20 protein-coding genes and 4 pseudogenes are annotated in these 25,208 nt (G+C 42.3%); 19 read left to right on the plus strand and 5 right to left on the minus strand.

Annotated elements, in window-relative coordinates; translation table 11 throughout:
- Nucleotides 1-475 precede the first annotated feature (475 nt).
- The 5 genes and pseudogenes from sigK (ACN6KS_RS07055) to ACN6KS_RS07075 form a co-directional block, all read left to right on the plus strand.
- Nucleotides 476-1,177: an RNA polymerase sporulation sigma factor SigK gene (gene sigK / locus ACN6KS_RS07055; protein WP_094871184.1), complete on the plus strand. Its 702-nt coding sequence runs from the start codon at nt 476-478 to the stop codon at nt 1,175-1,177.
- A gap of 268 nt (nt 1,178-1,445) precedes the next feature.
- Nucleotides 1,446-1,571 carry a hypothetical protein gene (locus ACN6KS_RS07060; protein WP_440961663.1) on the plus strand — a complete coding sequence of 42 codons (126 nt, stop codon included), beginning with the start codon at nt 1,446-1,448 and terminating at the stop codon, nt 1,569-1,571.
- Nucleotides 1,572-1,588: 17 nt separating this feature from the next.
- Nucleotides 1,589-2,083, plus strand: a complete 495-nt coding sequence (locus tag ACN6KS_RS07065) for an IS110 family transposase (protein WP_440962375.1) — start codon at nt 1,589-1,591, stop codon at nt 2,081-2,083.
- Nucleotides 2,084-2,165: 82 nt separating this feature from the next.
- Nucleotides 2,166-2,645: pseudogene (locus ACN6KS_RS07070) on the plus strand (transposase).
- A gap of 244 nt (nt 2,646-2,889) precedes the next feature.
- Nucleotides 2,890-3,030: pseudogene (locus ACN6KS_RS07075) on the plus strand (two-component system response regulator); the annotation flags it as partial.
- A gap of 350 nt (nt 3,031-3,380) precedes the next feature.
- On the opposite strand, the gene ACN6KS_RS07080 reads toward ACN6KS_RS07075, so the two are convergent.
- On the minus strand, nt 3,381-4,229 hold the full coding sequence (locus tag ACN6KS_RS07080; protein ID WP_440961664.1) for a DUF2268 domain-containing putative Zn-dependent protease: 849 nt from the start codon (nt 4,227-4,229) through the stop codon (nt 3,381-3,383).
- A 404-nt stretch (nt 4,230-4,633) separates the two neighbouring features.
- Here ACN6KS_RS07080 and sigK (ACN6KS_RS07085) point away from each other — a divergent pair.
- Nucleotides 4,634-5,140, plus strand: a pseudogene (gene sigK / locus ACN6KS_RS07085) (RNA polymerase sporulation sigma factor SigK); the annotation flags it as partial.
- Between the two features lie 539 nt (nt 5,141-5,679).
- Here the strand turns inward: sigK (ACN6KS_RS07085) and ACN6KS_RS07090 are convergent.
- Both ACN6KS_RS07090 and ACN6KS_RS07095 read right to left on the minus strand, forming a co-directional pair.
- Complete coding sequence (locus ACN6KS_RS07090) at nt 5,680-6,105, minus strand: hypothetical protein (RefSeq protein WP_440961665.1); 426 nt, start codon at nt 6,103-6,105, stop codon at nt 5,680-5,682.
- Between the two features lie 514 nt (nt 6,106-6,619).
- Nucleotides 6,620-6,853, minus strand: coding sequence for a hypothetical protein (locus tag ACN6KS_RS07095; RefSeq protein WP_440961666.1), 234 nt, complete (start codon nt 6,851-6,853; stop codon nt 6,620-6,622).
- Between the two features lie 539 nt (nt 6,854-7,392).
- On the opposite strand from ACN6KS_RS07095, the gene ACN6KS_RS07100 reads away from it, so the two are divergent.
- The 5 genes and pseudogenes from ACN6KS_RS07100 to ACN6KS_RS07120 all read left to right on the plus strand — a co-directional run bounded on the left by ACN6KS_RS07100 (nt 7,393) and on the right by ACN6KS_RS07120 (nt 10,687).
- Nucleotides 7,393-8,376, plus strand: coding sequence for a Gfo/Idh/MocA family protein (locus tag ACN6KS_RS07100; RefSeq protein WP_256989923.1), 984 nt, complete (start codon nt 7,393-7,395; stop codon nt 8,374-8,376).
- Between the two features lie 9 nt (nt 8,377-8,385).
- A pseudogene (locus ACN6KS_RS07105) lies at nt 8,386-8,505 on the plus strand (sugar phosphate isomerase/epimerase); the annotation flags it as partial.
- A gap of 200 nt (nt 8,506-8,705) precedes the next feature.
- The gene (locus ACN6KS_RS07110) at nt 8,706-9,338 is read left to right on the plus strand and encodes a carbohydrate-binding family 9-like protein (RefSeq protein WP_440961667.1); all 633 of its coding nucleotides are present in this window, start codon (nt 8,706-8,708) and stop codon (nt 9,336-9,338) included.
- Nucleotides 9,339-9,430: 92 nt separating this feature from the next.
- Entirely contained in the window at nt 9,431-9,655 is a 225-nt protein-coding gene (locus ACN6KS_RS07115) for a hypothetical protein (RefSeq protein WP_179281669.1), read from the plus strand.
- A 393-nt stretch (nt 9,656-10,048) separates the two neighbouring features.
- Nucleotides 10,049-10,687: a YczE/YyaS/YitT family protein gene (locus ACN6KS_RS07120; RefSeq protein WP_094872192.1), complete on the plus strand. Its 639-nt coding sequence runs from the start codon at nt 10,049-10,051 to the stop codon at nt 10,685-10,687.
- A gap of 73 nt (nt 10,688-10,760) precedes the next feature.
- On the opposite strand, the gene ACN6KS_RS07125 is transcribed toward ACN6KS_RS07120, so the two are convergent.
- Complete coding sequence (locus ACN6KS_RS07125; protein WP_280787531.1) at nt 10,761-11,180, minus strand: MerR family transcriptional regulator; 420 nt, start codon at nt 11,178-11,180, stop codon at nt 10,761-10,763.
- A 123-nt stretch (nt 11,181-11,303) separates the two neighbouring features.
- Here ACN6KS_RS07125 and ACN6KS_RS07130 point away from each other — a divergent pair, with 123 nt between their 5' ends.
- Complete coding sequence (locus ACN6KS_RS07130; RefSeq protein WP_341134044.1) at nt 11,304-12,353, plus strand: NAD(P)-dependent alcohol dehydrogenase; 1,050 nt, start codon at nt 11,304-11,306, stop codon at nt 12,351-12,353.
- A gap of 453 nt (nt 12,354-12,806) precedes the next feature.
- Nucleotides 12,807-13,634 (plus strand): AAA family ATPase, encoded by an 828-nt coding sequence (locus ACN6KS_RS07135; RefSeq protein ID WP_440961668.1) that lies wholly within the window; start codon nt 12,807-12,809, stop codon nt 13,632-13,634.
- Nucleotides 13,635-13,694: 60 nt separating this feature from the next.
- Here ACN6KS_RS07135 and ACN6KS_RS07140 read toward each other — a convergent pair whose 3' ends face one another.
- A complete protein-coding gene (locus ACN6KS_RS07140) occupies nt 13,695-14,732 on the minus strand; it encodes a LacI family DNA-binding transcriptional regulator (RefSeq protein WP_094872198.1) in 1,038 nt (345 codons plus the stop codon).
- Between the two features lie 492 nt (nt 14,733-15,224).
- On the opposite strand from ACN6KS_RS07140, the gene ACN6KS_RS07145 reads away from it, so the two are divergent.
- The 6 genes from ACN6KS_RS07145 (at nt 15,225) to ACN6KS_RS07170 (ending at nt 25,050) form a co-directional block, all read left to right on the plus strand.
- Nucleotides 15,225-16,118 carry an ABC transporter permease gene (locus tag ACN6KS_RS07145; RefSeq protein ID WP_094872200.1) on the plus strand — a complete coding sequence of 298 codons (894 nt, stop codon included), beginning with the start codon at nt 15,225-15,227 and terminating at the stop codon, nt 16,116-16,118.
- A gap of 17 nt (nt 16,119-16,135) precedes the next feature.
- Nucleotides 16,136-17,017 (plus strand): carbohydrate ABC transporter permease, encoded by an 882-nt coding sequence (locus ACN6KS_RS07150; protein ID WP_094872201.1) that lies wholly within the window; start codon nt 16,136-16,138, stop codon nt 17,015-17,017.
- A gap of 61 nt (nt 17,018-17,078) precedes the next feature.
- Nucleotides 17,079-18,689 carry an ABC transporter substrate-binding protein gene (locus ACN6KS_RS07155; RefSeq protein WP_440961669.1) on the plus strand — a complete coding sequence of 537 codons (1,611 nt, stop codon included), beginning with the start codon at nt 17,079-17,081 and terminating at the stop codon, nt 18,687-18,689.
- Nucleotides 18,690-18,819: 130 nt separating this feature from the next.
- Nucleotides 18,820-20,301, plus strand: coding sequence for a glycoside hydrolase family 32 protein (locus tag ACN6KS_RS07160; protein WP_440961670.1), 1,482 nt, complete (start codon nt 18,820-18,822; stop codon nt 20,299-20,301).
- Nucleotides 20,302-20,322: 21 nt separating this feature from the next.
- Complete coding sequence (locus tag ACN6KS_RS07165; protein WP_440961671.1) at nt 20,323-21,216, plus strand: ROK family protein; 894 nt, start codon at nt 20,323-20,325, stop codon at nt 21,214-21,216.
- A gap of 72 nt (nt 21,217-21,288) precedes the next feature.
- On the plus strand, nt 21,289-25,050 hold the full coding sequence (locus ACN6KS_RS07170; protein ID WP_440961672.1) for a GH32 C-terminal domain-containing protein: 3,762 nt from the start codon (nt 21,289-21,291) through the stop codon (nt 25,048-25,050).
- Nucleotides 25,051-25,208: the final 158 nt, after the last annotated feature.

Below are 25,208 nucleotides of genomic sequence, written 5' to 3' on the forward strand. Positions count from 1 at the left end.
ATACTGTAAAGATTGAATAGATAAGCTGTAAATACTGGAAAATCATATCCATACTATATTTAGTGTGCGTTGTTTATTTTAATCACTATATGTTGAAAAGTCAACATGGAAAGAGCCCTTATTTGTTGGGAATTAGTCTAGTAAACGTTCTATTAAAGTATTGAAATCGCGGAGATTCGCAGGTTATTGCAGTTTATTAAGAGATAGCGCCAATAAGACAAAAGGAATCTCCAGACGAAGTTCTCTTTCTTAATAACGGCTTTCGTAAAGCACGGTTCTACGGAGAAACTGGATTTAATTCAACAGAAGGTGGATGAGATTATTAATGAAGCTAAAGCTGAGAGAGTGAACATGGGCTGTACAATTTCCCACGTACATGCACTTCTAGGCATCTACCCACATACAATAAGATGACCATGAACCCGTAAGGCTAACAGATCGGTTTCATTGTACAAGTGCGGGAGGTGTCGCCAAGTTGCCTGGATTCTTAAGTACGATCGCGTTGCTAATCAAAGAACTGACGTTGCTGGTATCTTACGTAAGGAACAACGCATTTCCACAGCCGCTCTCGGAGCAGGAGGAAAGCAAATACTTAGGCATGATGGCTGAAGGGGATGCTAAAGCCCGGAATTTGCTTATCGAGCACAATTTGAGACTTGTCGCCCATATAGTAAAAAAATTCGATAACACCGGAGAGGACATGGAGGATCTAATCTCCATCGGCACCATTGGCCTGATTAAAGCCATCGAAAGCTACCGCCCGAACAAAGGCACCAAACTGGCCACTTTTGCGGCTCGTTGTATCGAAAACGAAATTCTGATGCACCTAAGATCCTTGAAGAAGACCCGTAAAGATGTATCCTTGCACGATCCGATTGGGACAGACAAGGAAGGTAATGAAATTACCCTGATTGATATTCTAGGTTCGGAAGCCGATGATGTCATTAAAGAAGTGGATCTTAAGATCGAGAAGAGCAAGATATATCGCAACCTTGATATACTGGATGATAGGGAAAAAGAAGTTGTCGTTGGGCGGTTTGGATTGGATACGGGTGGGGAAGAGCGGACGCAGCGGGAGATTGCCAAGGAGCTGGGGATCTCGCGGAGTTATGTTTCGCGGATAGAGAAGAGAGCGCTCATGAAGTTGTATCATGAGTTTTATAAGGTGAAGCGGTGAGAATATCGAGTCTGTCTGTAGACAGACTCTTCGTATTATTAGGTCAACCAGAGATTACTGGTTGGCCTTTTTTAATAACCGCTTTACGATGGAGGTAGCAGGGAGAACGTGACAGCCTCTGGGGATATATCCCGCACTAAAAACAGTTCTTCCACTGCCCCCTTCTACCATGTTTGAGCTGGTTGAGGCATTGACCTCGTATCACACGCGAAGCTGTGGAGTAGGATCCATTGTGGGAATACCGGCGAATTCGAATGAGGAGGAGAAAATGAAACCTGTTATTGGCATGGATGTAGCCAAAGGAAATCTGTTGCCCAAGCATTTATTAAGCGGAATCATCCTTATGGACGCGACCAAGAAATTCTGCATACCCCTAAAGGGTTCGAAAAGCTAAAACAACTCTTAGAGGAAATAGAGCAGAAGACGACTCATAAGCCAGCCGTTATTTTAGAACCCACCGGGCATTATCATCGTGCACTGGTGCTCTATTTGCAACAGGCTGGGTATGAAGTCATTCTCGTCAATCCACTGCAAGCACAAAGAGCAAGAAGAACCAGTTTGCGTAAAGTCAAAACGGACGTATCAGATGCCTGGCATTTAGGGGATCTGTACTATCAGGAAGAGAACTGGTCTGTCCATCCTGGACGAAAAGAAGCCTTGGTGGACTTACAGTTCTTAACCCGAGAGCATGAATTTATCACAAGCTTGTACGTTCAAGCTAAACTGAATATGCGTACATTTGTAGATCAGATCTTTCCAAGTTACGAGGGTGTGTTTAAAGACTTATATTCTAAAACGTCCTTGAATTTACTAGAAGCTTATCTCACTTCGGGAGGGGGGAAAGCTCAGACTCCAGAAGCTTGGATGGGCATGGTGAAAGCAGCTACCACAGGCTTCACGTTCTGAAGCTTGGAAGAGCCGCAAGGTAGAAGCGCTACAGAGCGCAATCGTGGATAATCCCGTGCAGGGTGTTCCTTATGGTCTGGAGATGGCACTACGAAATCTGCTGACTCTTATTCGTGAATTTCAAAAGCAACTTGCAGCACTCGAAAAAGTGATCCTGGAGCTGTCAGAGACACTGGCCGAAGTTCAGCTTCTGGAGTCCATCCTTGGGGTCGGAACAAAGTTGGCCACGGCTATTGTTTCTGAAATTGGGGATGCTTCACAGTTTCAGCATCCCAAACAACTGGTGGCATACGCCTGAATCGATCCAAGTGTCTTCAGTTCAGGGAAGTTTATGGCTACTCAGAACAAGATCACGAAACGAGGCTCCAAACGACTACGACGAGCGATGCATTTAGCTGTAAAATGCGGATTACGAGGAGAATTAAACCCTCGTCACAGGGAGTATTACGATAGGAAAAAGAGTGAAGGGAAGCCCCATAAAGTAGCCGTGATCGCTTGCGCCAACAAGTTACTCCATCACGTGTACGCTATGCTTAAGAAAGGGCAACTCTACACTCTTTAGTTTAAGTATTATCCATAAACCTCCATAAAGTGGAGGTTTATTTGTTATATCTTCAACAGTATAACAAATTTCAGAGATATCCAAAACCTTATGCTTGACATACCATTAGCTGTTTTTTTGTTGTCGGAATTTAGACGTATAGTTCAAAAGAATTATGTAAGAAGTAGGGTTTAGAGAGACAGCAAAAGCGCAGGCATATGAAAAAGAACAAAAAGCGCTATACGTAGAAGGACGTAAAAAAGAAACCGCTAAAGTAGTAATGTGTTCGGCGATGGGACAACAAAAAATGGTTATCGACGCAATTACGTCAGGCGCTAGAGATTTCATTGTAAAGCTGTTCCAAGCTGATAGAGTCGTTGAAGCAATTTTTAAGGTATTACAATGACGAAACCCCAGATTGCTGACCGTTGATAGTGACGATATGGCTTCGGGGGCTATTTTTGTGTATACAACGGTTTAATTTATCGAACTATCGTGTCCCGTTAGTGTAACTTCACCTAGCTGAGTTACCTTTTCGATTACGACTATCCTATGTCTTTTTGTCAACAATGACCACAATGGCTTGATGTCGAGAGTGTGGCAACATGTTCCGCTTGGCGATAAACACAAGTGTCTTTCCTCCAGTCCCTTCCAAAAAAACATACATTTCATGGCCATTGACGTGGACAAGTTTTCCTGGCGCAGAATGTATAAAATTATTAAACTTTTGGGAACAAAGGTGAATAAGTATAACGCTTATTTTGTATAATTTTGATAAATAACCTGTGATGACATTGCAGTTAATTCACAGATTGTGTACCCCTTGGTGATTAAATCGTGAATTATATACATACCAATGAAATATCCGCTTAAAGGATATTCGGTAGCATCATCACCACTCCACATAAAAAACTGACTCATTTTCTCTGCGGTCAAGGGTGTCCCAAATTCATTTACAACCGCCTTTTCTAAAGAATTCTTATTATTCATGAGTTCCATTGTTTTATTTATTGGCAATCCCATTACTTCCGCCACTATCTCAATAGTTAAGTCAAAATCACAACTGCCGTATCTGAAAGCGACAGGACAATAAGTGCCCAAACCTTCCGTTATTACCCGTTCGGTGAAGTCAAACATATCTATGTTTTGTAAAATAGCACCGCGCACCATATGATTTAGTTCATGCGGAATCAATGACTCGACGTTTGATTCACTTATATTTCGGTCAATTCCAATGTAAGCATAGGGGCTTCCGTGATTAACCGGAAGCGCAACGCCTCCGTGCATACCTAGGTCAAGCCCAATGTATAAATCAAAATCGCCATTATAATTCAACAATTTAATGGTTTTATTCACTGTATTGACAATCTTATCAACAATACCGTTATTTATATTTTCTTTCGCTTTCGCAAGACAAGAATTAAAGTCACACTGTTCTATCATTGATTGCAAATTGCTAATATCAGTCATATAAAAATACTTAAAAATACCGTCATATAAATCTGGATATTTTTCAGTATAACACTTATAAGCGTTAAATTTACCCTGAATTTTTGTCGTGTTACACATCTCATTGTAGTTGTCAATCATTTTTATTATTCTCATCTAAACAACTCCCGAAATATAATTTTTAAATTTCCGAATAGACAGCATCGTAGTCATTTCATTCCTCCAAAGATTGGATATTTCACATTAAATATTCGTGGGAAAGTAATCCATTCCTTTTTTTGGAATTGTATTAAACTGCCCGTTACTTCAATAGGAAATTAGGAGCGGCATATGTAGCCCCACCCGAGATTAACAAGAATAGCCAGGTAGTATATCTGGATTAAGTGGGATTTCATTGTGGAAACCACTTTAGCGGGTGGTAACGTTATAAGGCAGATGAGGGATGCAAAGGAATAAGGCTTTGAAATTATTGTGTTTTATGTGGGGCTAGCAGATGTTCGGCTAAATATTGAATGTATTGCTCTACGTGTGAAAAACGGTGGCTATCATATTGAAACCACCTCAAAAAATTCGATAATATCGGAGAAGACATGGAGGATCTGATCTCCATCGGCATAATCGGCCTGATTAAAGCTATTGAGAGCTATCGTCCAAACAAAGGAACAAAGCTAGCCACATTTGCTGCCCGTTGTATTGAAAACGAAATCCTAATGCACCTAAGATCCTTGAAGAAGACTCGTAAAGATGTATCACTGCACGATCCAATTGGGACAGACAAGGAAGGTAATGAAAATACACTTATCGATATCCTTGGCTCAGAAGCGGATGATGTCATTAAAGAGGTCGATCTGAAGATCGAGAAGAGCAAGATATATCGCAATCTTGATATTCTGGATGATCGGGAAAAAGAAGGTGTCGTTGGGCGGTTTGGCTTAGATACGGGTGGGGAAGAACGGACGCAGCGGGAGATTTCCAAGGAGTTGGGAATCTCACGGAGCTATGTTTCACGAATAGAGAAGAGAGCGCTCATGAAACTGTATCATGAGTTTTATAAGGCGAAGCGATGAGGTTCAGACAATAATTCAGAGAATAAGTAGAGATACAGAATAGAGCGTTTAAAAGCAACTTACCTTCAGGGGAGTTGCTTTTTTGATGCGTCTCATAGTTGCAACCATCTAGGTGATTCAAATCCACCCGGTAACTTTACTCTTTAAAGTACCGTAGCTGAAGTAGACATCCGTCAATCGAAGATTGACGGATGGGCAGGGTGCTTTCGTGAGAGAGAAACTCGAAGGGCCAGCAGGCAAAGTCCAGCCCGGAAGGTAGTGAACCAGAGGTGGCGGAGATTTAGGGCGACCACCCGAAAATTTAATTGTATAATTTAGGAAAGTTATTTTATTTTATTTGAAGATTTCTACAAGTTTCTTCCGATCTACAATCTGTTATGTTATTGTTTTCATCAGTTTTGATAATTACTACGAGTCCATCTATTTTGTCACTAAAATATATCGACATTTTGCTTTTGGGCATTTTACCAATGAATGATCGTATCTCCTCAGAAGTTAGCTTACTGTCTGGGGTTTTAACAACTAGGATGGAAAGATAGTTATAATATTTTGAATTTTGGAGACTCTCTTTTTTGTAGATGGAAAATGGAAGATGGAAGATGTTGCTCTTTAATACTTGTCTCTATCGCTTGGATTTCATCTTTGAAATTTGAATGGAACAATATTTGAATATCTTCTGTTGCTGTATAGTAAATGTTTGTAATAGCTGGGGTGAATAAGAGCATAGCAATAGCAAAACTTGTATTTATAATTATTATTATTTTACTTTCAGTTTTAATCCAAAGCGCTATAAATAGCAGGCAGGCAACCCCAAATAAAAAAGTATAAAGAGTCATCATGTATGAATTCATTTCAATGAAAAAATATCCTCCATAAGATAGAACCTGAAAAAGAAGGATTCCAGCTGTATAAACAATTATGAAAGTTATAAATCCTATCAAGATTTTTATTTTATTTTTATTCATTTTTCCTCCTATTGTTAAAACAACTTAAGGGAGCAGATGAACACAGGCTCGAGATTCCTTCCGTACATATGTCTCCTGATTTACACAGTCATTCCTTCTACTTCTTTCATCGGAGTTAGCCACATTTCTTTGCACTGTATAATTTCCTAAACAATGGAAAAAGGATCAAACAGAAAGAACTGGTTGACCTTAAAATACGAACTGGTAGGATAGTATAAATTGATTGCCGAATTATGAGTAAAAAGAATGTTACGAAATATGGGTGAGTGGTGAGAATTGAAGGATCCTTTCTTAACTCTTGAATAAAGCAAGGTGGGAATGGTATTGAAAATTTATGAAGTGATTGATTTAATGGGGATATGATACAAGCTGGGATTCTTTTGCATCAAAGGTAAAGGAGTTCGTAGGGGAGTCACAGCCGTCATAAGTCTGAGGTTAGCTCTTTAATTGCTTCGTTCCCATTTGTTAAGGTCTACACTCCAAAAGATATGTCACAAGGCAATAATCCTGAAAGTTATTTTGTTTTCGTTGATGGCTCTTGCATAATTGAGATAGAAATCAATGCAGGATCAATGGAAGAAAATAGAGTTGTTGAAGAAATGTCAATTCGATTCGCCGTCACTAATCCAATAGACACATTCCAAAAAGCGAAGTCAAAATGGATCCCGATCAGTTTGGTGTTCGGATCAGCCTCCGTTGCATTCGTGGTAGACGCCGGAAGGCAGAACGATAAGCTCCCGGGTAACACCGTGTAGGTTCGCTCCTCCATCGCAACGTACAATAGGCCGTGGCACACATAGAGCAGCTCAAAATCTTTTAGCCTCCTTATCGGGAACAAGCGAGGCGCGACCGTCTGGAACTGCGTTTAATGGATGGAGGGAGTCCACTCCTGGAAGAGGAATCGCTTGCGGACCGGGTGTTGGAAGGGTGGGAAATAGCAGGATAGATCCCTTACATAGAATTAGATGGAATACCGGAATCGTGCAAAAAGTAACTTTCTTAGCTAAATAAAACTATCCATCATTCTTATATAATAAAGGTAACAAGGTATCATAACAAGGCGAAAGCTATTCTGTAGTAATCCGGTATTATACAAATGTAAGAGAAGGATATGCATGAAGAATGGTAAGTCATTAATGCCCACCCAAGAAGATTAGATGCTGTAGGGAGACTTCGGCTTCTCCCGACAAGGAGCTTGGATCAACACAAAATAACCTCCGCGAGTGAGAAGGATAGGATGGATGCATCATGAAAAGGTACGGGGCGGTCGTGATAGGCTGTGGTTATATGGGCTCTCTCCACTTGGACGCGATATCACAACAGGAGCGGGTCCGGTTGATCGGCGTGGCGGATTGGAACCGGGACAGGGCCTCCTTAGTGGCAAGCCAATACGGAGCCAAGTGTTGGAGCACGGATTACCGGACATTGATCGAGCGTGACGATGTGGATCTGGTCATTATCGCCACGTACCCGTCCTCCCATCTGGAGATCGCAAAAGATTGTCTCGCTGCAGGGAAGCATATCCTATGCGAGAAGCCTATGGCGGGCAATGCACGGGAAACGCAGGAATTCATGAAGCTGGCCGGTGGAGCCAAAACCAAGGTGCTGATCGGTCACATCCTTCGCCATAACACCACGTACCAGGCGGTAATGAAGATGATCCGGGAGGGCGCCATCGGCTTCCCCTTGGTCATCCGGTTATCCCAATTGAAGCCCTCCAAAAATTGGGCTTCCCACTTGTCCCTGCTTCGAGACGTCTCGCCGATCGTAGATTGCGGCGTCCATTATATCGATGTGATGCGTTGGGCTACAGGGGCGGACGTGATAAGCGTCAACGGGATCGGGCAGCGTCTTTATGAAGAAGTCCCGCCGTACACTTACAATTATGGGCTCATGACCCTCCGTTTGTCGGACGGCTCCATCGGCTACTTTGAGACGGGGTGGGGCAAGGGGCTTCCGACTGATAACCGGAAGGAATTCATCGGACCCGCAGGCCGGATCCGCATCATCTACAAGAACGATCGACCGCGAGAGGATCAGCATCTGGGAAATCTGGTCGAGGTCGAAGACCATCGGAAAGGAACGGTCCGGCAGATCAATATGGACTTCTCCGTGAAGCCTACGGGTGCCCAACTGGACTATTTCCTGTCCATGCTGGAGAACAACTTGCCCGCTATACCGGCAATGGAGGATGCCTACCGGGCGATGGAGGTCGCACTCCTGGCCGATCGGGCGATCCATGAAGGAATTACGTTACCTTGTGCGAAATAAGGGTGGACTGACATGGTTATGGTAACAGGGGATGACCCGGTGCAAGGTGTACACCTGCTGAAGGGCTATATCGTCCCCACCCATGTGAAGGACGGCATCAGATATCAGCCGATCGATCCAATGGATGTGTGTTTACGGTGTCGTTGGGCGAGGGAAAAGTAGGGGATGCGCCCGAATGGGATACAGAGGAGAGGGAGGTCTCCTTCATCCGCCAATACAGGTAATGGTAGACGGCCGTGCGAAATCTCGGATCTAAATAATCAAGTTAATTTATGGGGTTATTTTGGTTTGTTAACCCCAGTGGGATTCCGAACAGAAGGGAATGAAGCATGGAAAGAAAATTGGAAACCTTAGTAATTTCCCGTCTGACAAATCAGACGGATGTTTCAGATACAGAAGAAGTCCAGATCATCAAGCAATATCAATGGCTTAAAGGGTATTACCCGGTCGTTACAGCAAGATTAAATTACAGTCAGGAGGATCTGAAGCTTCAGTTTAAGGTTTACGAAAAGAATCCAATACGAACATATAGAAACATGAATGATCCCGTGTATAAGGATAGCTGCATCGAGTTCTTTTTTCAGCCTACTCCGGATTCGGACCAACGCTATATGAATTTCGAATTTAATGCGAATGGCACAATTCTCTTGCAGATAGGAGCGGATCGGTATGATCGCTTCCCAATCACTATTAATCCGGCACTTTTCCACGTCCTAACCACCACCGATCAAATCAATGATAAAGGAGAAGTGTATTGGGAATTAAGCTTTTCGATCTCATGGACTTGGGTACAATCTTATTTTCCAGACTTTCGGGCAGTGCCGGGAAAAAGGATAAGAGGAAACTTTTACAAGTGCGGAGACGATACGACCTATCCGCATTTTGGAACATGGAGCAGAGTTCATTCGGACAAACCAGAATTTCATAGAAGCTGTGATTTTGGGATTCTGTACTTAGAGTAACTGCGAAATGCAGCGTCAATGAATAACTTCTGAAGCCGTGTGACAACAGTGTCATCCAACAATCCACGTTTGTGCGCGGGGATCGAGTACTCGTGAAAAAGGACAAGACGGCCAATAAAGATCAATATTACTTATATAATGGTCATGGTGATATGGTAATGAATGTAGACACTAGCGCAAAAACTGTAAATGAATATAGTTATGATGAATGGGGGAACATCACTGGCCAGATAGAAGGAATCTCCAACTCTTTTAAATACGCAGGTGAAGTGTATGATGCAGAAACGGGATTATATTATCTGCGGGCTAGTTATTAGGATCCAAGTATGGGTCGGTTGTTCCAAAAGAAACAGTAGGACAGTCACTGGAAGGGTTGGACTTGATAATGTTGTAAGATAGTTACGAAGTTATGTTTCAAGAATAGAAAAAAGGGCATTTATGAAGCTGTATCTTGAGTTTTATTAGGCGAAGCGTTGCTTAAATTTTATTAGGTAGGTCCGTTAACATTAAAGTATTAAAAGGCGACTTGTCTGCGGACGGGTTGCTTTTATTTTTTTCAATTCCTTTCAAAATAGTGTTCAGTTTTGACCGATCTGCTCATGCAAAACATTGAATAGCATCCATAAAGATAACCGTCAAATCATAGGAAATATGATATAATGACGTCGTTGTTGTATGGTGCATTTTAATATGAAAATAGGATGGACAATATGAGAGGATATTTTCATAACGTCGATAAAAAACGATTGATTATTATGGTTATCGGCAATGTATTTCTGGGCATGGGAATCAGTATTTTTAAGCTGTCCGGCATGGGGAATGATCCCTTCAGCGGTATGGTTATGGCACTTGCAGAAAACACAGGTATGACATTTGCGAATTTTCTGATCTTATTGAATCTGGTATTGTTTGTAATCGAATTCATAACAGGACGAAAGTTTATTGGCGCCGGGACTTTCGTGAACGCAATTCTTCTAGGTTACATAGCTACTTTCTTTCATAGTACTTGGCTATCTCTGTTCGGCGAACCTCAATTGATATGGCAGCAGGTGGTCATCGTAGCGATTGGTGTAGTGGTATGCAGTTTTGGGGTATCGCTGTATCAGTCATCGGAGGTAGGCGTAGCTCCCTACGACAGCCTGTCCCTCATTATGAGGGATAACTTCCCGAAAGTATCTTATTTTTGGCACCGGATGTTTACGGATTCTCTTTGTGCTTTGGTTTGCTTCCTGGCAGGAGGCATTATAGGCTTAGGAACTCTGGTATCCGCATTGGGTCTGGGACCTATTGTTCATTTTTTTAATGTGAATTTTACGGAGAAACTTCTGGCAAAAAGGCGTACCAATTAAAAAGTTTATGAATTACAGTAAAGGCGGGGCAGATCAATCTGCCCCGCCTTTACTGTAATTTGAAGGTCCATTTCTAATGAGCAGCGGATGAACTTTTTATTTTATTATTTTTATGAACATCTTCTGTACCGCTATCCAAGGCGGACTTGTAGTAGAAGCATTTATGTTCTATGACTTCCATCGTTTTTTTTAATTCTTCCATCTGTGCTTCTACGGAAGCTTTCCGCTCCAAGAACATGTCATATCTTTGCTGTAAGGTGGAATCTCCCTCTGAGCACCACTCAATGAAATGTTTTATTTCTTTAATTGGCATCCCGGATGACTTCAGGCATTCAATTACTTTTAAAGCGTCCATATCGGATTGTTTAAATATACGTTTACCGCCGGAGGTTCTTTCTATAGAAGGGAAAAGTCCTTCCTTGTCATAGTATCGCAGGGTATGTGGTGTCATGTTAAAGGATTCCGCAACTTCACTTATGGAGTATGTTTTCATCATCTATCTCCAATCTCAAATATATTATTTTATGCTTGACTTAGAGTTAACTTTAAGTAATAACATATGTTTTGTAAAGCTGAGGTTATAGATTTTAATATTATCTAGAAGAGAGGTTTCACTATGATAAAAGTTAATGCACGCGCTACATTCAGTCAGGAAGGTCCATTCAAGCTAACCACAATCGAACGCCGAGATCTGCAGCCGCACGATGTTCTTATTGAGATTAAATACGCTGGCATCTGCCACTCGGATATTCATACTGCCCGCGGGGAGTGGGGGCCGGTCAACTATCCACTCGTTCCGGGACATGAGATCGCCGGAATTGTCAGCCAGATCGGTTCTGGAGTCACAAAGTACTCAGTAGGCGACCGGGTAGGAGTAGGTTGTATGGTTGACTCCTGTGGAGAGTGCAGTAATTGCCATAAAGGTGAGGAGCAGTATTGCCTGAGTGGAAATACGGGCACCTATGGAGCTATCGACCGGTACGGGCAGTATACGCAAGGCGGATATTCCACCCATATTGTCGTAACCGAGGATTTTGTGGTTCGGATCCCTGACAGTATTCCGCTTGACGCCGCTGCGCCGCTTCTGTGTGCAGGAATCACCACCTATTCACCACTACGTCATTGGGGAGCTGCTCCTGGCAAAAAAGTAGCTGTGGTGGGTCTTGGCGGACTTGGACACATGGCTGTGAAGATCGCTCATGCCATGGGGGCAGAGGTTACTGTTTTATCACAGTCATTGAAGAAGAAGGAAGATGGATTGAAATTAGGGGCGGATCATTATTATGCCACAAGTAATCCGGAGACATTTAAGCAGCTTGCCGGTTCATTCGATCTTATCGTGAATACAGTAAGCGCGCAGATTAATATCGATGCCTATCTTTCGCTTCTGGCGCTGGACGGCACATTAGTCAATGTCGGTGCACCCGCTGATCCATTAGCAGTTAACGTGTTTTCGTTGATCGGCCACCGCCGTTCGTTTGCCGGATCGATGATTGGCGGAATCCGTGAAACGCAGGAAATGCTTGATTTCTGCGCTGAACATAATATTGCATCTGAAATCGAGGTCATTTCTGCTGACCGGATTGATGAAGCCTGGGAGCGTGTACTTGCTTCAGATGTCCGTTACCGGTTTGTCATCGACATCAGCACGATGGGGAACGAATAAGGATTTCCTCTTTGTTTAAATCGGTTCGCGTCTAGAACCTCTGAGAATTCGATAATACCTGAGAAGATATGGAGGATCTGATCTCCATTGGCACAATCGGGAAGGACAAAAATGTAGAGATTCTCAACAAAGTATTTAAAAAGCAACTTGCCAACAGGGGAGTTGCTTTTTTGTTAAGATTTTTATAGCTGAAGAGATAGAGCCGATACGGATTAGAAAATCGTAAGATATGAAAGACAGGAGCCGCAGCCACTCTTGCTGCAGGATTTCAGCAATGGACGATCTAATAGATATATCGCAAAAGAGCCTTGGCACTATAAAGGCTCTTTTTGTGCTAAAGGTTGACATTATAAATAAAAAGAAAGTATGATGTTTTAAATCGTAATAATTACGAATAATTGTTAGCCATAATCGAGTTGAGTAAATAATTTGTTAAAGGAGCTTCAATAATTAATGAATAAAAGCAGCACCAATCAACGTCTACCCAGAGCAAAAGGAATCGATATGGGCACCTATTATACACCCAAAGAATGTGCCAAAAAGGTTAGACATCTCGTTCTGCCCGATATGAATCGAAAGATTGTCGAAGAATTCATTACAATTTTAGGAATGAGGAGAATATTTGAAGAGCATCGAGTTCCAATTCCAAATAAAGTGGTTATGTATGGTCCACCGGGCACAGGGAAAACACTTACGGCATTTTATATGGCTCAAATGCTGGAGCTTCCACTTATCCTAGTTCGACTAGATGCAATTATTCACAGCCATTTGGGTGAGACTGGAAGTAATATCCGAAAAATATTTGAGTATGCCAAAGCATCTCCTTGTGTTCTTTTCCTGGATGAGTTTGATGCCATTGCAAGAACACGGGAGAGTAATGACGAGGTTAAAGAAATGGCTCGTGCGGTGAATACACTGCTGCAATGTCTCGATGATTTTGGTGATAATAGCATTTTTGTAGCAGCGACTAACCTGGAAAATGAACTGGATAGAGCTATTTGGAGAAGGTTTGATACAAAAATGATTTATTCTAACCCTGATGAATCAAGTAGGCGTCAATATGTTGAACTGTTAATCAATGATTTTGAAAGAGAAGCTGGGTTGATGGAGGAGGCCTGCGAGCGTCTTTCCGGTTGCAGTTTTGCTGATATTGAACAAATTGTTCTAAAAGCGAAACGTAAGGCGATCATAGAACATTGTCCGCTAAAACGAAAGCATATTGTTCTTTCTTATGAAGAATATTATCCTTCCATAAAAGAACCCAAGCAATTGAATTCTTAATCGCTTGGGTTCTTTGCTTCATTTTCATGGGTGTTATTTCAGCTCTGAATTATGAATTCATCAACTGATATTAGGTGTAGAGTCTCTTATGATGAGTTTGGTATAAATATGAGAAACCTGATAGGGTTGCTTCGGATCATTAATTCGGGAAAGTAGCATTTCGGCTGCTTTGACGCCCATCTCATTACTATAAATATGAACCGTAGTAAGATGGGGTTCTACAATGCTTGATTCAGGACCGTTATCAAAGCCACAAATGACGATGTCGTTAGGAATGGAAAGCACATTTTTGAGTGACTTCATAAAGGTAACCGCAATATAATCGTTAGCACACACGAAAGCAGAAGGGAGCTCATTGATTTGACTTAGTCTAGTATCTGCCCACTCTGGACTTGAGAAAAATAGTCGATCGTCATCGAGAATGCATTGTGTGAGATCAAGCTGAATCCCGGATTCTATCAGTGCGCGATTAAAGCCCACCCATCTTTCATTAAAACTCCTACAGTGATTATAGTCCCCGATGAACCCCAGTGATTTGTAACCGCCCTCAATTAACTTTTTGGTAAGTTGGTATGTGCTGTGTTCGTTCTCCATGAGAAGCACATCTGCTTGGAATTCAGGGTAACAGACATCTGCAGAGCAGTCGATGAAAATAGTTGGAATACCTAGACTTGTAATCAGCTTACTATATTCCGAATTAAACAACTCAATACAAATAATTCCGTCTACATTGGAGACATCAAAATTATTTGGAAGAGACAGGGACTCTTGATCAATATCTCTTATAATGTGCATGGATAAATTATATCCTTCTGCACTGATTCTTTTTTCCATGCCGCTGATCAGTTTCGATCCAAAGTGGGAAGTGTTAGGTAAGTTTTCTGTTAATAAAGCGATGTTTCCAGAGTTTCTTGATAGAGTACTTTCGGAGTCCATAAATGCAAATTGTTTATATTTTAACTCTATCGCTTTCTTTATGACCTTGTTTCTGGTTTCATCAGGTATACCGTTCGTTCCATTTAACGCTTTGGAAGCTGTATTTCTGGAGATTCCTAAAGCGTCTGCGATGTCTTGTATGGTTACTTTTTCCCGAGCCATCTATGTAATTCACCTCTATATTCATGTTCTTAATATTCGCCGCAAATACTGTACTATTTGTCGTTATTTCAACTCTCTTTAATGTATATTAGTTTGCCTGAAATAGCAACATGATTTTTACAAATGCACAATTTACTTTACATTATATTTGGTCATAAGTGTGCATTTAATTAGTATGGTTTTTATTTTATTTCGATTTTTGTGAGAATAAAGGTTGAAATCTTATTTAAATTGGCTGTATTTGTAATTATGTAAAAATATATACGCCATTTATGTACAAAATAATTTGTCATATGCACATAAATATTTTTACAAAATGTATTGACGAACGATTAAGTGTTTGGTAAATTGTAAAAGCAGCAGGACATAAGAGAGATTGAAAGCCCTTACTGCATCAAGATGTAAACATTGATAAGAACGGAGGTAAAGGCATTGCATAACCCAATAGAAGCCGAACACGGAATAACGGTGACGAGACATAAGAGTTCCTTCATGGATTATCTAAAGAAGCACTACTTTCTTTATATTTTGCTCGCACCAGCTGTGATTCTGACCCTTATTTTTAAGTACGGTCCTATGTATGGTGCGATTATCGCCTTTAAAGATTTCAGCCCAATCAAAGGAATCATGGGAAGTGAATGGGTAGGTTTGTACAACTTCGAGAAATTCCTTTCTTCCCCCAATTTCGAAGTAATCTTTATGAATACGCTTAAATTAAGTTTCTTCGGATTAATTCTGAGTTTTCCAATTCCGATCCTGCTTGCCTTGATGTTGAATCAAATTCGCCGTGCAGGCGTCAAAAAGAACATTCAATTGTTCTTGTATGCACCGAACTTTATTTCTGTTGTTGTCGTGGTCGGGATGTTGTTTATCTTCTTGTCCCCAACGGGACCGATTAACCAGTTTTTCACCTGGCTTACAGGTGAACCAATTATGTTCATGTCTCGTCCTGAGTATTTCCGTTCGATCTACATTTTATCCGATATTTGGACCGGAGCCGGTTGGGCATCCATTATTTATGTAGCAGCGCTTGCTAATGTCGATCCTGAGTTACATAATGCAGCCAATCTTGACGGCGCTAATCTTCTACAAAGAATACGCCATATCGATCTGCCAACCATTCGTCCAATTATGGCTATTGTATTTATCCTTGCTGCTGGTGGGATTATGTCAATTGGCTTCGAAAAAGCCTACCTCATGCAAACGGCGATGAACTTGCCAACCTCAGAAATCATTCCGACTTACGTTTATAAAATTGGTTTGCAGTCGGGCGATTATGCCTATTCAGCCGCAGTAGGATTGTTTAACTCTATCATCAACATCGTCTTGCTCCTCACAGTTAACTTCACCGTGAAGAAACTGAATGAGGGTGAAGGTCTTTACTAAGAAAGGAGCAACAAGCTATGCCTATTAAACATTCCGGATTAGATCGCTTTATCGTCGTGCTGAACGCGATCTTCCTGACACTGGCCGTACTTATCATCGTACTTCCTTTGATTTATGTAGTGATTGCTTCTTTTATGGATCCATCTGTGCTGCTCAGTAAAGGATTATCATTCAATCTTTCGGACTGGTCATTAGAAGGGTATAAAAAAATTCTTTCTAATCCGGCCATGATCCGAGGTTTTGGAAACTCTGTTTTATACTCTGTTTCATTTGCTATGATTACCGTTCTCGTCTCAATCTGTGCGGGTTACGCACTGTCCGATGAAAGGCTCAAAGGAAAAGGGTTCTTCATGACCTTGTTTATTATCACCATGTTCTTTGGGGGCGGGCTTATACCTACATATCTGCTCGTTAAGAACCTTGGTCTGCTTGATACAGTATGGGCGGTGATCATTCCAGGGGCAGTCAATGTTTGGAACATCATTCTCTCTAGAACTTTCTTCAAAGGCGTTCCGAATGAAATGAAGGAAGCCGCTAATGTAGACGGGGCTTCGGAGATGCGGATTTTCTTCAGTGTCGTATTACCGCTCTCCAAACCGATTGTTTTTGTACTCGCTCTTTATGCATTTGTTGGCCAGTGGAATTCCTACTTTGACGCTATGATCTATTTAGATAATCCGAATCTTCATCCACTGCAACTCGTGCTACGTTCCATCTTGATCCAGAATCAGGTAGATCCGGGCATGATCAGCGACCAACTCGCCATGGCGGAAATGAAGCGATTGTCTGAAATCATCAAGTATGCTGCCATTGTTGTTTCCAGTTTGCCACTCATTGTTATGTATCCGTTCTTCCAGAAGTACTTTGAAAAAGGTGTTATGGTCGGTTCCCTTAAGTAGGAAACAGGCTGCACATAGATAAAGATTAATTCATTCCTATCTAATTTGGAGGTCATACCCTATGAAAAGAATTAAGAAATCAAGAGTTTCGACGAAAGCAGCTTCTGTAACTGTACTTGCTTCGCTTATGTTCCTTAGTGCATGCGGTGGAGGAGGAGGGGGAAGTGCAGCTAGTAAAGAACAGGACGCCAGCGGTAAAGTAACTTTGAACTTTATTACGCAAAGCTCTCCACTTGCACCAACTGATCCCAATGAAAAACTGATTAATAAACGTCTTGAAGAAAAGACGAATGTTCATATTAATTGGAAGAATTTCACGAAAGACGTATTTGTTGAAAAAAGAAACTTGGCTGTGGCCAGTGGTGATCTACCTGATGCTATTTTTAATGCAGATTACAGTGACTATGAGCTGCTTAAATTGGCTAAGGATGGTGCCATCGTCCCGCTGAACGATCTCATCGAGAATAATATGCCAAACTTCAAAAAGGTGCTGGAAGAAGCACCGGAATATAAGAGTATGATTACAGCACCAGACGGTAATATTTATGCCTTTCCATGGATTGAAGAGCTGGGTAGCGGTAAAGAAAGAATCCAGGCAGTAGATAGTATGCCTTGGATCAATGTGGAATGGCTTAAGAAGCTTGGCCTTGATATGCCTACAACAACAGAAGAATTAAAGGAAGTATTAATTGCATTCAAGACAAAAGATCCAAACGGCAACGGTAAGGCTGACGAAATTCCGTTGTCCTTTATTAACAAGCCGGGAGCAGAAGATCTGGCATTCCTATTTGCTTCGTTTGGATTGGGGGAGAACCCTGACCATGCGGTTGTGAGCAATGATGGGAAAGTGATATTTACGGCGGCACAAGAAGACTACAAGGAAGCAGTTTCTTTTATTAACGAGCTGTATAAAGAAGGACTCATTGATATTGAAGCCTATACACAGGACTGGAGTACTTATCTTGCTAAAGGGAAGGATCAGAAATACGGACTGTACTTCTCATGGGATAAGGCCAACATCACCGGAGATAATGGCACCTACGAAGTTATGCCTCCACTTGCTGGACCTGATGGCGAAGTTAACGTAACAAGAACGAACGCGCTTGGTTTGGGAAGAGGGAAGATGGTTGTTACAAGCGCCAATAAGAACTTGGAAACGACAGCGAAATGGGTGGATCAACTCTTCGATCCGATTCAATCTGTACAGAACAACTGGGGAACGTATGGAGACGATAAACAGCAAAACATCTTTGAATTTGATAAAGAAAAAGATATGCTGAAACATTTGCCACTGGAGGGTGCAGCTCCTGTAGAGCTACGTGAGAAAACAAGTGTCGGTGGACCATTAGCTATTCTTGATTCCTATTATGGGAAATACACAACCATGCCGGATGATGCCAAAGGCAGAATGGATATTATCAAGAACATTATGGCGCCAAAAATGAAAGCAGAAAACGTAATGCCGAGTGTATTCCATTCCATTCAAGAGCTTGATCGTCTTACGACAATTGAAACGGATCTTTTTGCTTACGTGCTTAGAATGCGTACTGAATGGTACCAAAACGGTAAAGTTGAAGCGCAGTGGGATGAATACCTGAAAGAATTGGACCGTCTGGGCTTGCAAGAATGGCTTGAAATTAAACAAGGCGGCTATGACAGAGCAAGCAAATAATAAACTATAAATAATGTGCGGTGAAGGCCGTGTTCCATGCAGTTACACTGCTATACACGACCTTCATCTATATAAAAAGAGAGGGTCTTAGAACTAAGATCTGATTACAGGAGTAAAGGAGAAAACAATAATGTCTACGATTGCGAAACAAAATTACCGAGGTGTGTATCATTTTTCCCCTAAGGAAAAGTGGATGAACGATCCAAACGGAATGGTTTATTTTGAGGGTGAATATCATTTGTTCTTTCAGCATCATCCGGGTGGAATGACCATGGGGGCTATGCACTGGGGCCATGCGGTTAGTAAGGATCTGGTTACCTGGGAGGAGCTGCCTATCGCTCTCGCTCCTGATGAATTGGGGATGATTTTTTCCGGCAGTGCTGTAGTTGACTGGAATAATACGACTGGATTTTTTGAAGGTAAACCAGGTTTGGTAGCGATTTTTACGCATCATTTGGATATGCCAGAAGGCAAGCCAGCCATTCAGCGTCAAAGCTTGGCCTACAGTAAAGATAACGGAAGAACCTGGACGAAATATGAAGGAAATCCGGTACTTGAACATGATACATTTATTGATTTCCGTGACCCAAAAGTATTTTGGCATAAAGATACTAATAAATGGGTGATGATTGTAGCTTGTGGTCAAACGGTATGTCTATATCATTCTCCTGATCTAATGAACTGGACATATGCCAGCGAATTTGGTGAAGGAATCGGTTCTCATGATGGGGTATGGGAATGCCCAGACTTGTTCCCGCTTGCTATTGCTGGCGATCATTCGAACACGAAATGGGTGATGCTTGTGAGCATCGGTGCGGATCCCGCTTTTGTGGAAGGGTCAAGAACGCAGTATTTCACAGGGGATTTTGATGGAGAAGTGTTCACGCCAGATGAAGATTCGCTAAAAGTTCGCTGGATTGATTATGGAAGAGATAATTATGCAGGTGTAAGCTGGTCTGATATACCGGCTGAGGATGGAAGACGACTATTTATCGGCTGGATGAGCAACTGGATGTATGCTAACAAGACGCCGGCAGAACAATCCCGCGGCGCGATGACGATGGCAAGAGAACTTCAACTCGAATCAAGACAAGGGGAGATCTTTCTTGTGCAGAAGCCGGTACGGGAGCTAGAATCTGCTCGTGTACAAGTCCTTTCTATGAAAGAGGCAACGGTACAAGAAATCAATACTCTTCTTAAGGAGATTCACTTGGAATCTTATGAGATTATAGCTGAGTTCACTCAGGGTAAATCTGTAGGCTTCAAAGTAAGAGTAGGTGCGGATAGTCAAACGGTGATCGGTATTAACGGTGAGACCGAGGAGCTTTATGTAGATCGGATGGCTTCAGGTCAGCATGATTTCCACGAACATTTCGTAGGACATCATTCAGCCAAACTCGAAGCGATTGATGAGTCAAATGATCTCCGTATTTTTGTGGATCGCTCTTCAGTTGAGGCGTTCAGTAATAGAGGTCAGGCAGTGATTACGGATCTTATATTCCCTGGACTAGAATCTAAAGGTATAGCTGTGTTTGCAGAAAATGAGAATGACTTGCTGATTTCCCTGGATATCTATGAGCTTACTCCCTCTGCTGGGCAAGACAAGAATTAGTCACCGAGAGGAGTCATGAATATGCGTATAGGAGCGATTGAAGCTGGCGGGACGAAGTTTATATGTGGCATTGGGAATGAAAATGGGAAAATTGAAGATCAGCTTAGTTTCCCAACAGAACATCCTGAGGTGACGTTGCCCAAAGTTATTCAATATTTTCAAGGCAAGCAAGTAGAAGCTATCGGAATTGGATCATTTGGTCCGATCGATATACATCCAGATAGCCCGACATATGGTTATGTTACAACAACACCGAAGCCAGGGTGGGGAAATTACGATATGCTGGGTACTTTGCAGCAAAGCTTCTCGGTTCCCTTTGGATGGGACACGGATGTGAATGCAGCGGCATTCGGTGAAGCTAAATGGGGCGCTGCCCAAGGGCTGTCCAGTTGTTTGTACTATACAGTTGGCACGGGTGTTGGTGTCGGTGTGTATTCCGAAGGCAAGCTTATTCATGGTCTTGTGCATCCCGAGGGGGGGCATGTTCTTACGAGCCGTCATCCTGACGATGTATTCCCGGGGGGATGTCCCTATCATGGGGATTGCCTAGAAGGGATGGCGGCAGGTCCTGCTATCGAAGCAAGATGGGGGAAGAAGGGGCATGAACTTCCTATGGATCACCTTGCATGGGAAATGGAAGCATTTTATATTGCACAGTCGATTACGGGTGCTATATTGCTTAACTCTCCTCAGAAAATCATTCTGGGTGGCGGTGTTATGCAGCAGTCACAATTGTTTCCACTTATCCGGCAGGCTGTGCTTCAGAACCTGAACGGCTATGTTAGCTCAAGTACGATTTTGGAACACATAGATGATTATATCGTTCCACCAGGTCTAGGCCAACAGGCGGGATTATGCGGCGCTCTGGCTCTTGGACTCACAGCACTGGAAAGTCAGATTTCTGCTCCATTGTAAAAGAATATATAGAGGAGGTCAGTGCAGTGATGAATTGGCCTCCTTCTTTTTTTTAAAAAGAGGGTGAAGAAGATGAGGAATAAAGGAAAAATTGTATTATGCTTTCTCATGGCCACAGGACTTGTTATGACTTCAGCGGGCCTTTATGTTGCAAATCCCGGTACGGGTTGGGCTGCTCCTATTTTTGAAAGCGTAACCAAAACAAACACGAACTTAACAGGTTGGCAAATAAAAGGAAAAGGGCAGCTGGTGGATACGCCTGAAGGGATTTCACTGACTTCGGAACCAAAAGAAAATGTAATGGCCATCTCCGAAACGGTGTCAGAGGATTTTATTTATGAAGCAGATGTCATGATCAAGGATATGAATGCTGATGCGACCTTGCTTTTCCGTTCTAATGAAGAGGGTTGGAATTCCTATATGCTCCAAATCGTACCGAATGCAGGTATAATCCGCTTACGAGACGCAAGTGGTACTGAAGGGAAATTAAAAGAGGAGCGAAAGATTACTGTGAAGGAAGGAGAGATCTATCATCTTAAGGTCACAGCTGAGGGTTCATCGCTGAAAGTATATTGGGACAATAAATATAAACCTGTGATTGAGGTTCAGGATCAAACGTATCGTACGGGTAAGCTAGGACTCAATGTATGGGATGGTTCTGCTTTGTTCCAAAATATTATCGTAAGTGATCTGAAAGGAAATCTGGGTACTGTGGTTACAAATAAAGGAGAATGGCAGCCTAATATCGGCGGCAAAAAAGGAAGGGGAATAAACCAGAATAAGTCACAGCAAATTTATAATAGGCAAGCTTCTGATTTTGTATATGAAGGAAATATAACCCTTCAATCTGATTCTGTTGCAGCACTCGCATTTCGTTCAACGGCTGATGGAACAAAGGGATATGAAGCTACCCTTACAAAGGAAGGAAATCAGGTCCGTTTAAGCTTGGAGAAAGCTAACGGAACAACCATTGGAAGTTCACAGCGTACCTATCCAAGTCAGACCGGAGCAAAACATCACGTAGAGATAAGGGCAAATGGAAACAGAATTCAGGTCTTCTTAGACGGGTACACCCCGGCTGCAATTGATCTAACAGATAAAACCTACACCGATGGATATGCAGGAATCGTTGTTAAACAGGGAACAGCTTACTTCCAGGATACCTATGTGACGGATGCCAGCAGTTATTATAATGAAAAATATCGTCCTCAGTATCACTATACGCCAATTCGTGGTTCTGCCAGTGATCCGAATGGACTGGTCTACTTCGAAGGAGAATATCATCTATTTCATCAGGACGGAGGCACATGGGCACATTCTGTCAGTAAAGATATGCTGAACTGGAAGCGGCTTCCGATTGCGCTGCCGTGGAATGATCATGGACATGTCTGGTCTGGATCGGCTGTAGCAGATTTGACGAATGCATCAGGCTTGTTCGGAGACTCAGGAGGTAAGGGGCTAATTGCATATTACACTTCCTATAATCCTGATAGTCCGAATGGGAATCAGCGTATCGGTCTTGCTTACAGCAAGGATCAAGGTCGTACTTGGGAATATTCCAAAACGCGACCCATTGTTATCGAGAATCCAAGCGATAATGGAGGGGAGCCCGGAGGTTGGGATTTCCGTGATCCGAAAGTGATTCGTGATAACGACAATAACAGGTGGGTAATGGTTGTATCCGGTGGAGATCATATTCGTTTCTTTACTTCAACGAATCTACTGGATTGGACCCTGACAGATAGTTGGGGATACGGGGATTATGTTCGCGGTGGTGTTTGGGAATGTCCGGATTTGCTTCAACTTTCGGTAGACGGAACATCACAGAAGAAATGGGTTCTGATGATTAGTACAGGAGCGAACTCAAAAACAGGCGGATCAGATGCTGAATATTTTGTGGGTCATTTAACGGCGGAAGGTAAATTCGTAAATGATAATTCAGCAGGGAAAGTATTGCGAACAGATTTTGGAAAAGAATTCTACGCATCAATGTCTTTTTCGAACATGCCAGATCATCGCAGTGTAATGATGGCATGGATGACAAATTGGGACTATCCGTTTGCTTTTCCAACGACCAACTGGAAAGGCGTTCTGTCTATCCCGAGAGAAGTTACATTGGTAACGACTAAAGATGGGAATCAGCTCGCCCAAAGTCCGATCAAGGAGCTCCAATCGCTGCGTAGTCAGCTGTATTCTACAGCTAATAAAGTCGTGACTCCTTCTTCTCAGAACCTACTGAAAGGCATTACCTCTGGTGCATACGAGATTGAAGCAGAAGTGGAAGTTCCTGCAGGTAGTCAGGTGAGTGAGTTTGGCTTTAACGTTCGTGAAAGTGGAAGTAAGCAAACGGTTGTTGGATATAAACCTAGTGAGAGTCAGATTTTTGTGGATCGGTCTGCATCTGGTTTGACGGATTTTTCGAGTTTATTTAGTACAAGACATGAAGCGCCAATGCCAACGGAGAATAAGCGTGTTAAGCTGCGTATCCTTGTAGATGAGTCTTCTGTTGAGGTTTTTGGCAACAACGGTAAAGTTGTTTTGTCTGATGTCATTTTTCCAGATCCAGCCAGCAGGGCTTTAAGCTTTTACACCAAAGGGGGCAACGTAAAAGTCGTATCTCTGAAGGTGAACCGGTTAGGCTCTGTATGGAATCAGGACTCTAATTCCGCTACCAAGATAATGATGGATACAAATGATCGTGAACTGAGCAAGGGGCAAAGCGACACACTCCTGGCAATGGTAGAGAATGGTACAGGTAATGGTGCACAGCCGGTGAAATGGAATTCCAGTAACAAAGATGTAGTTGAACTAAACGCGGCAGATAACTTACAGGTAACCATTGTAGGTAAAAAAGAAGGCGAGTCTATCATTACTGTCTCTACTCCAAATGGGAAGACATCAACAAGCGTATTAGTTAAGGTAACTGATGGTGAATTTCATACGAACTTAGGTGGATGGACTAAAGATCTTTCCGCAGCCTCTTGGGTCATTAGTGAAAATGGAATTCGTGGAAGTTACTTGAGTGACGCAAATTATGTCGCAGAGAAGCGGGCAGGAGACTTTACTTATGAAGCAGAGATGATGTTAGGTAAATCCGGTGGAGCGGGCTCTATGTTGTTCCGTGCCAGCGAAGATGGACGCAGCGGATACTACTTAAATCTGGATCCGAATATGAAGTCCGTACGTCTCTTTTATAAAATCGAAGGCCGTTTTGAAGAGCGTCAAATGCTGGCGAAAATACCTACGTTCATTCAGCCGGGTCAAACCTATAAAGTGAAAATCGAAGCCAAGGGCCCGCATATTGTGGTTTATGTGGACGGGCAGAAAGTGATCGACCTGCAGGATGGCACTTTTGCAGAAGGTCACTTTGGACTGCATATATTTGGTGGATATGTTTCATATCAAAACGTTAACGTGAGCGGAGAAACACCTGCCAATTTGACCACATCCAGTCTAGTAAATGCAAAGCTACAGAAATCTCTCTACACAGCAAATCTTGCAAATGGTGAAGCGGTTACCTTGAAGGAAACGAATAATTCTACGGATCAGAAGTGGGTATTCGTGCCGACGGGAGATGATGCAGGTTCCTATTCCATTCGTACAACAGCTGGTCAGGCGCTGGATCTCGACACAGGACAAAATAAGATTCAGTTATACCCTTATCTTGGATATAACAATCAGCGTTGGATTTTTCACGAGAATGATGATGGTACCATTAGTATTACTTCTGCTTATCATAAGAAAGCGCTGGAAGTATCAGCAGATGGAACGACACTGTCTCTAAGCGAACTTGATCCTACTCTAGATCGACAAAAATGGGTAATTACGAATTAATATGAGGAAGATAGAATTAATGGAAGAGCAACACCCCAAACCATTCCGTTACAGGTGGAATAGCTCGGGGTGTTGCTCTTTTTATAGCGCTTATAATTATTAATTAAGTAAAACTATTGGTTTTGTAAAATATAGTGACTTACTGTTTTTTTTGAAGC

This window comes from Paenibacillus nitricinens (assembly GCF_052056485.1).
In the GTDB taxonomy this organism is placed as follows: Bacteria; Bacillota; Bacilli; order Paenibacillales; family Paenibacillaceae; genus Paenibacillus_AQ; species Paenibacillus_AQ nitricinens.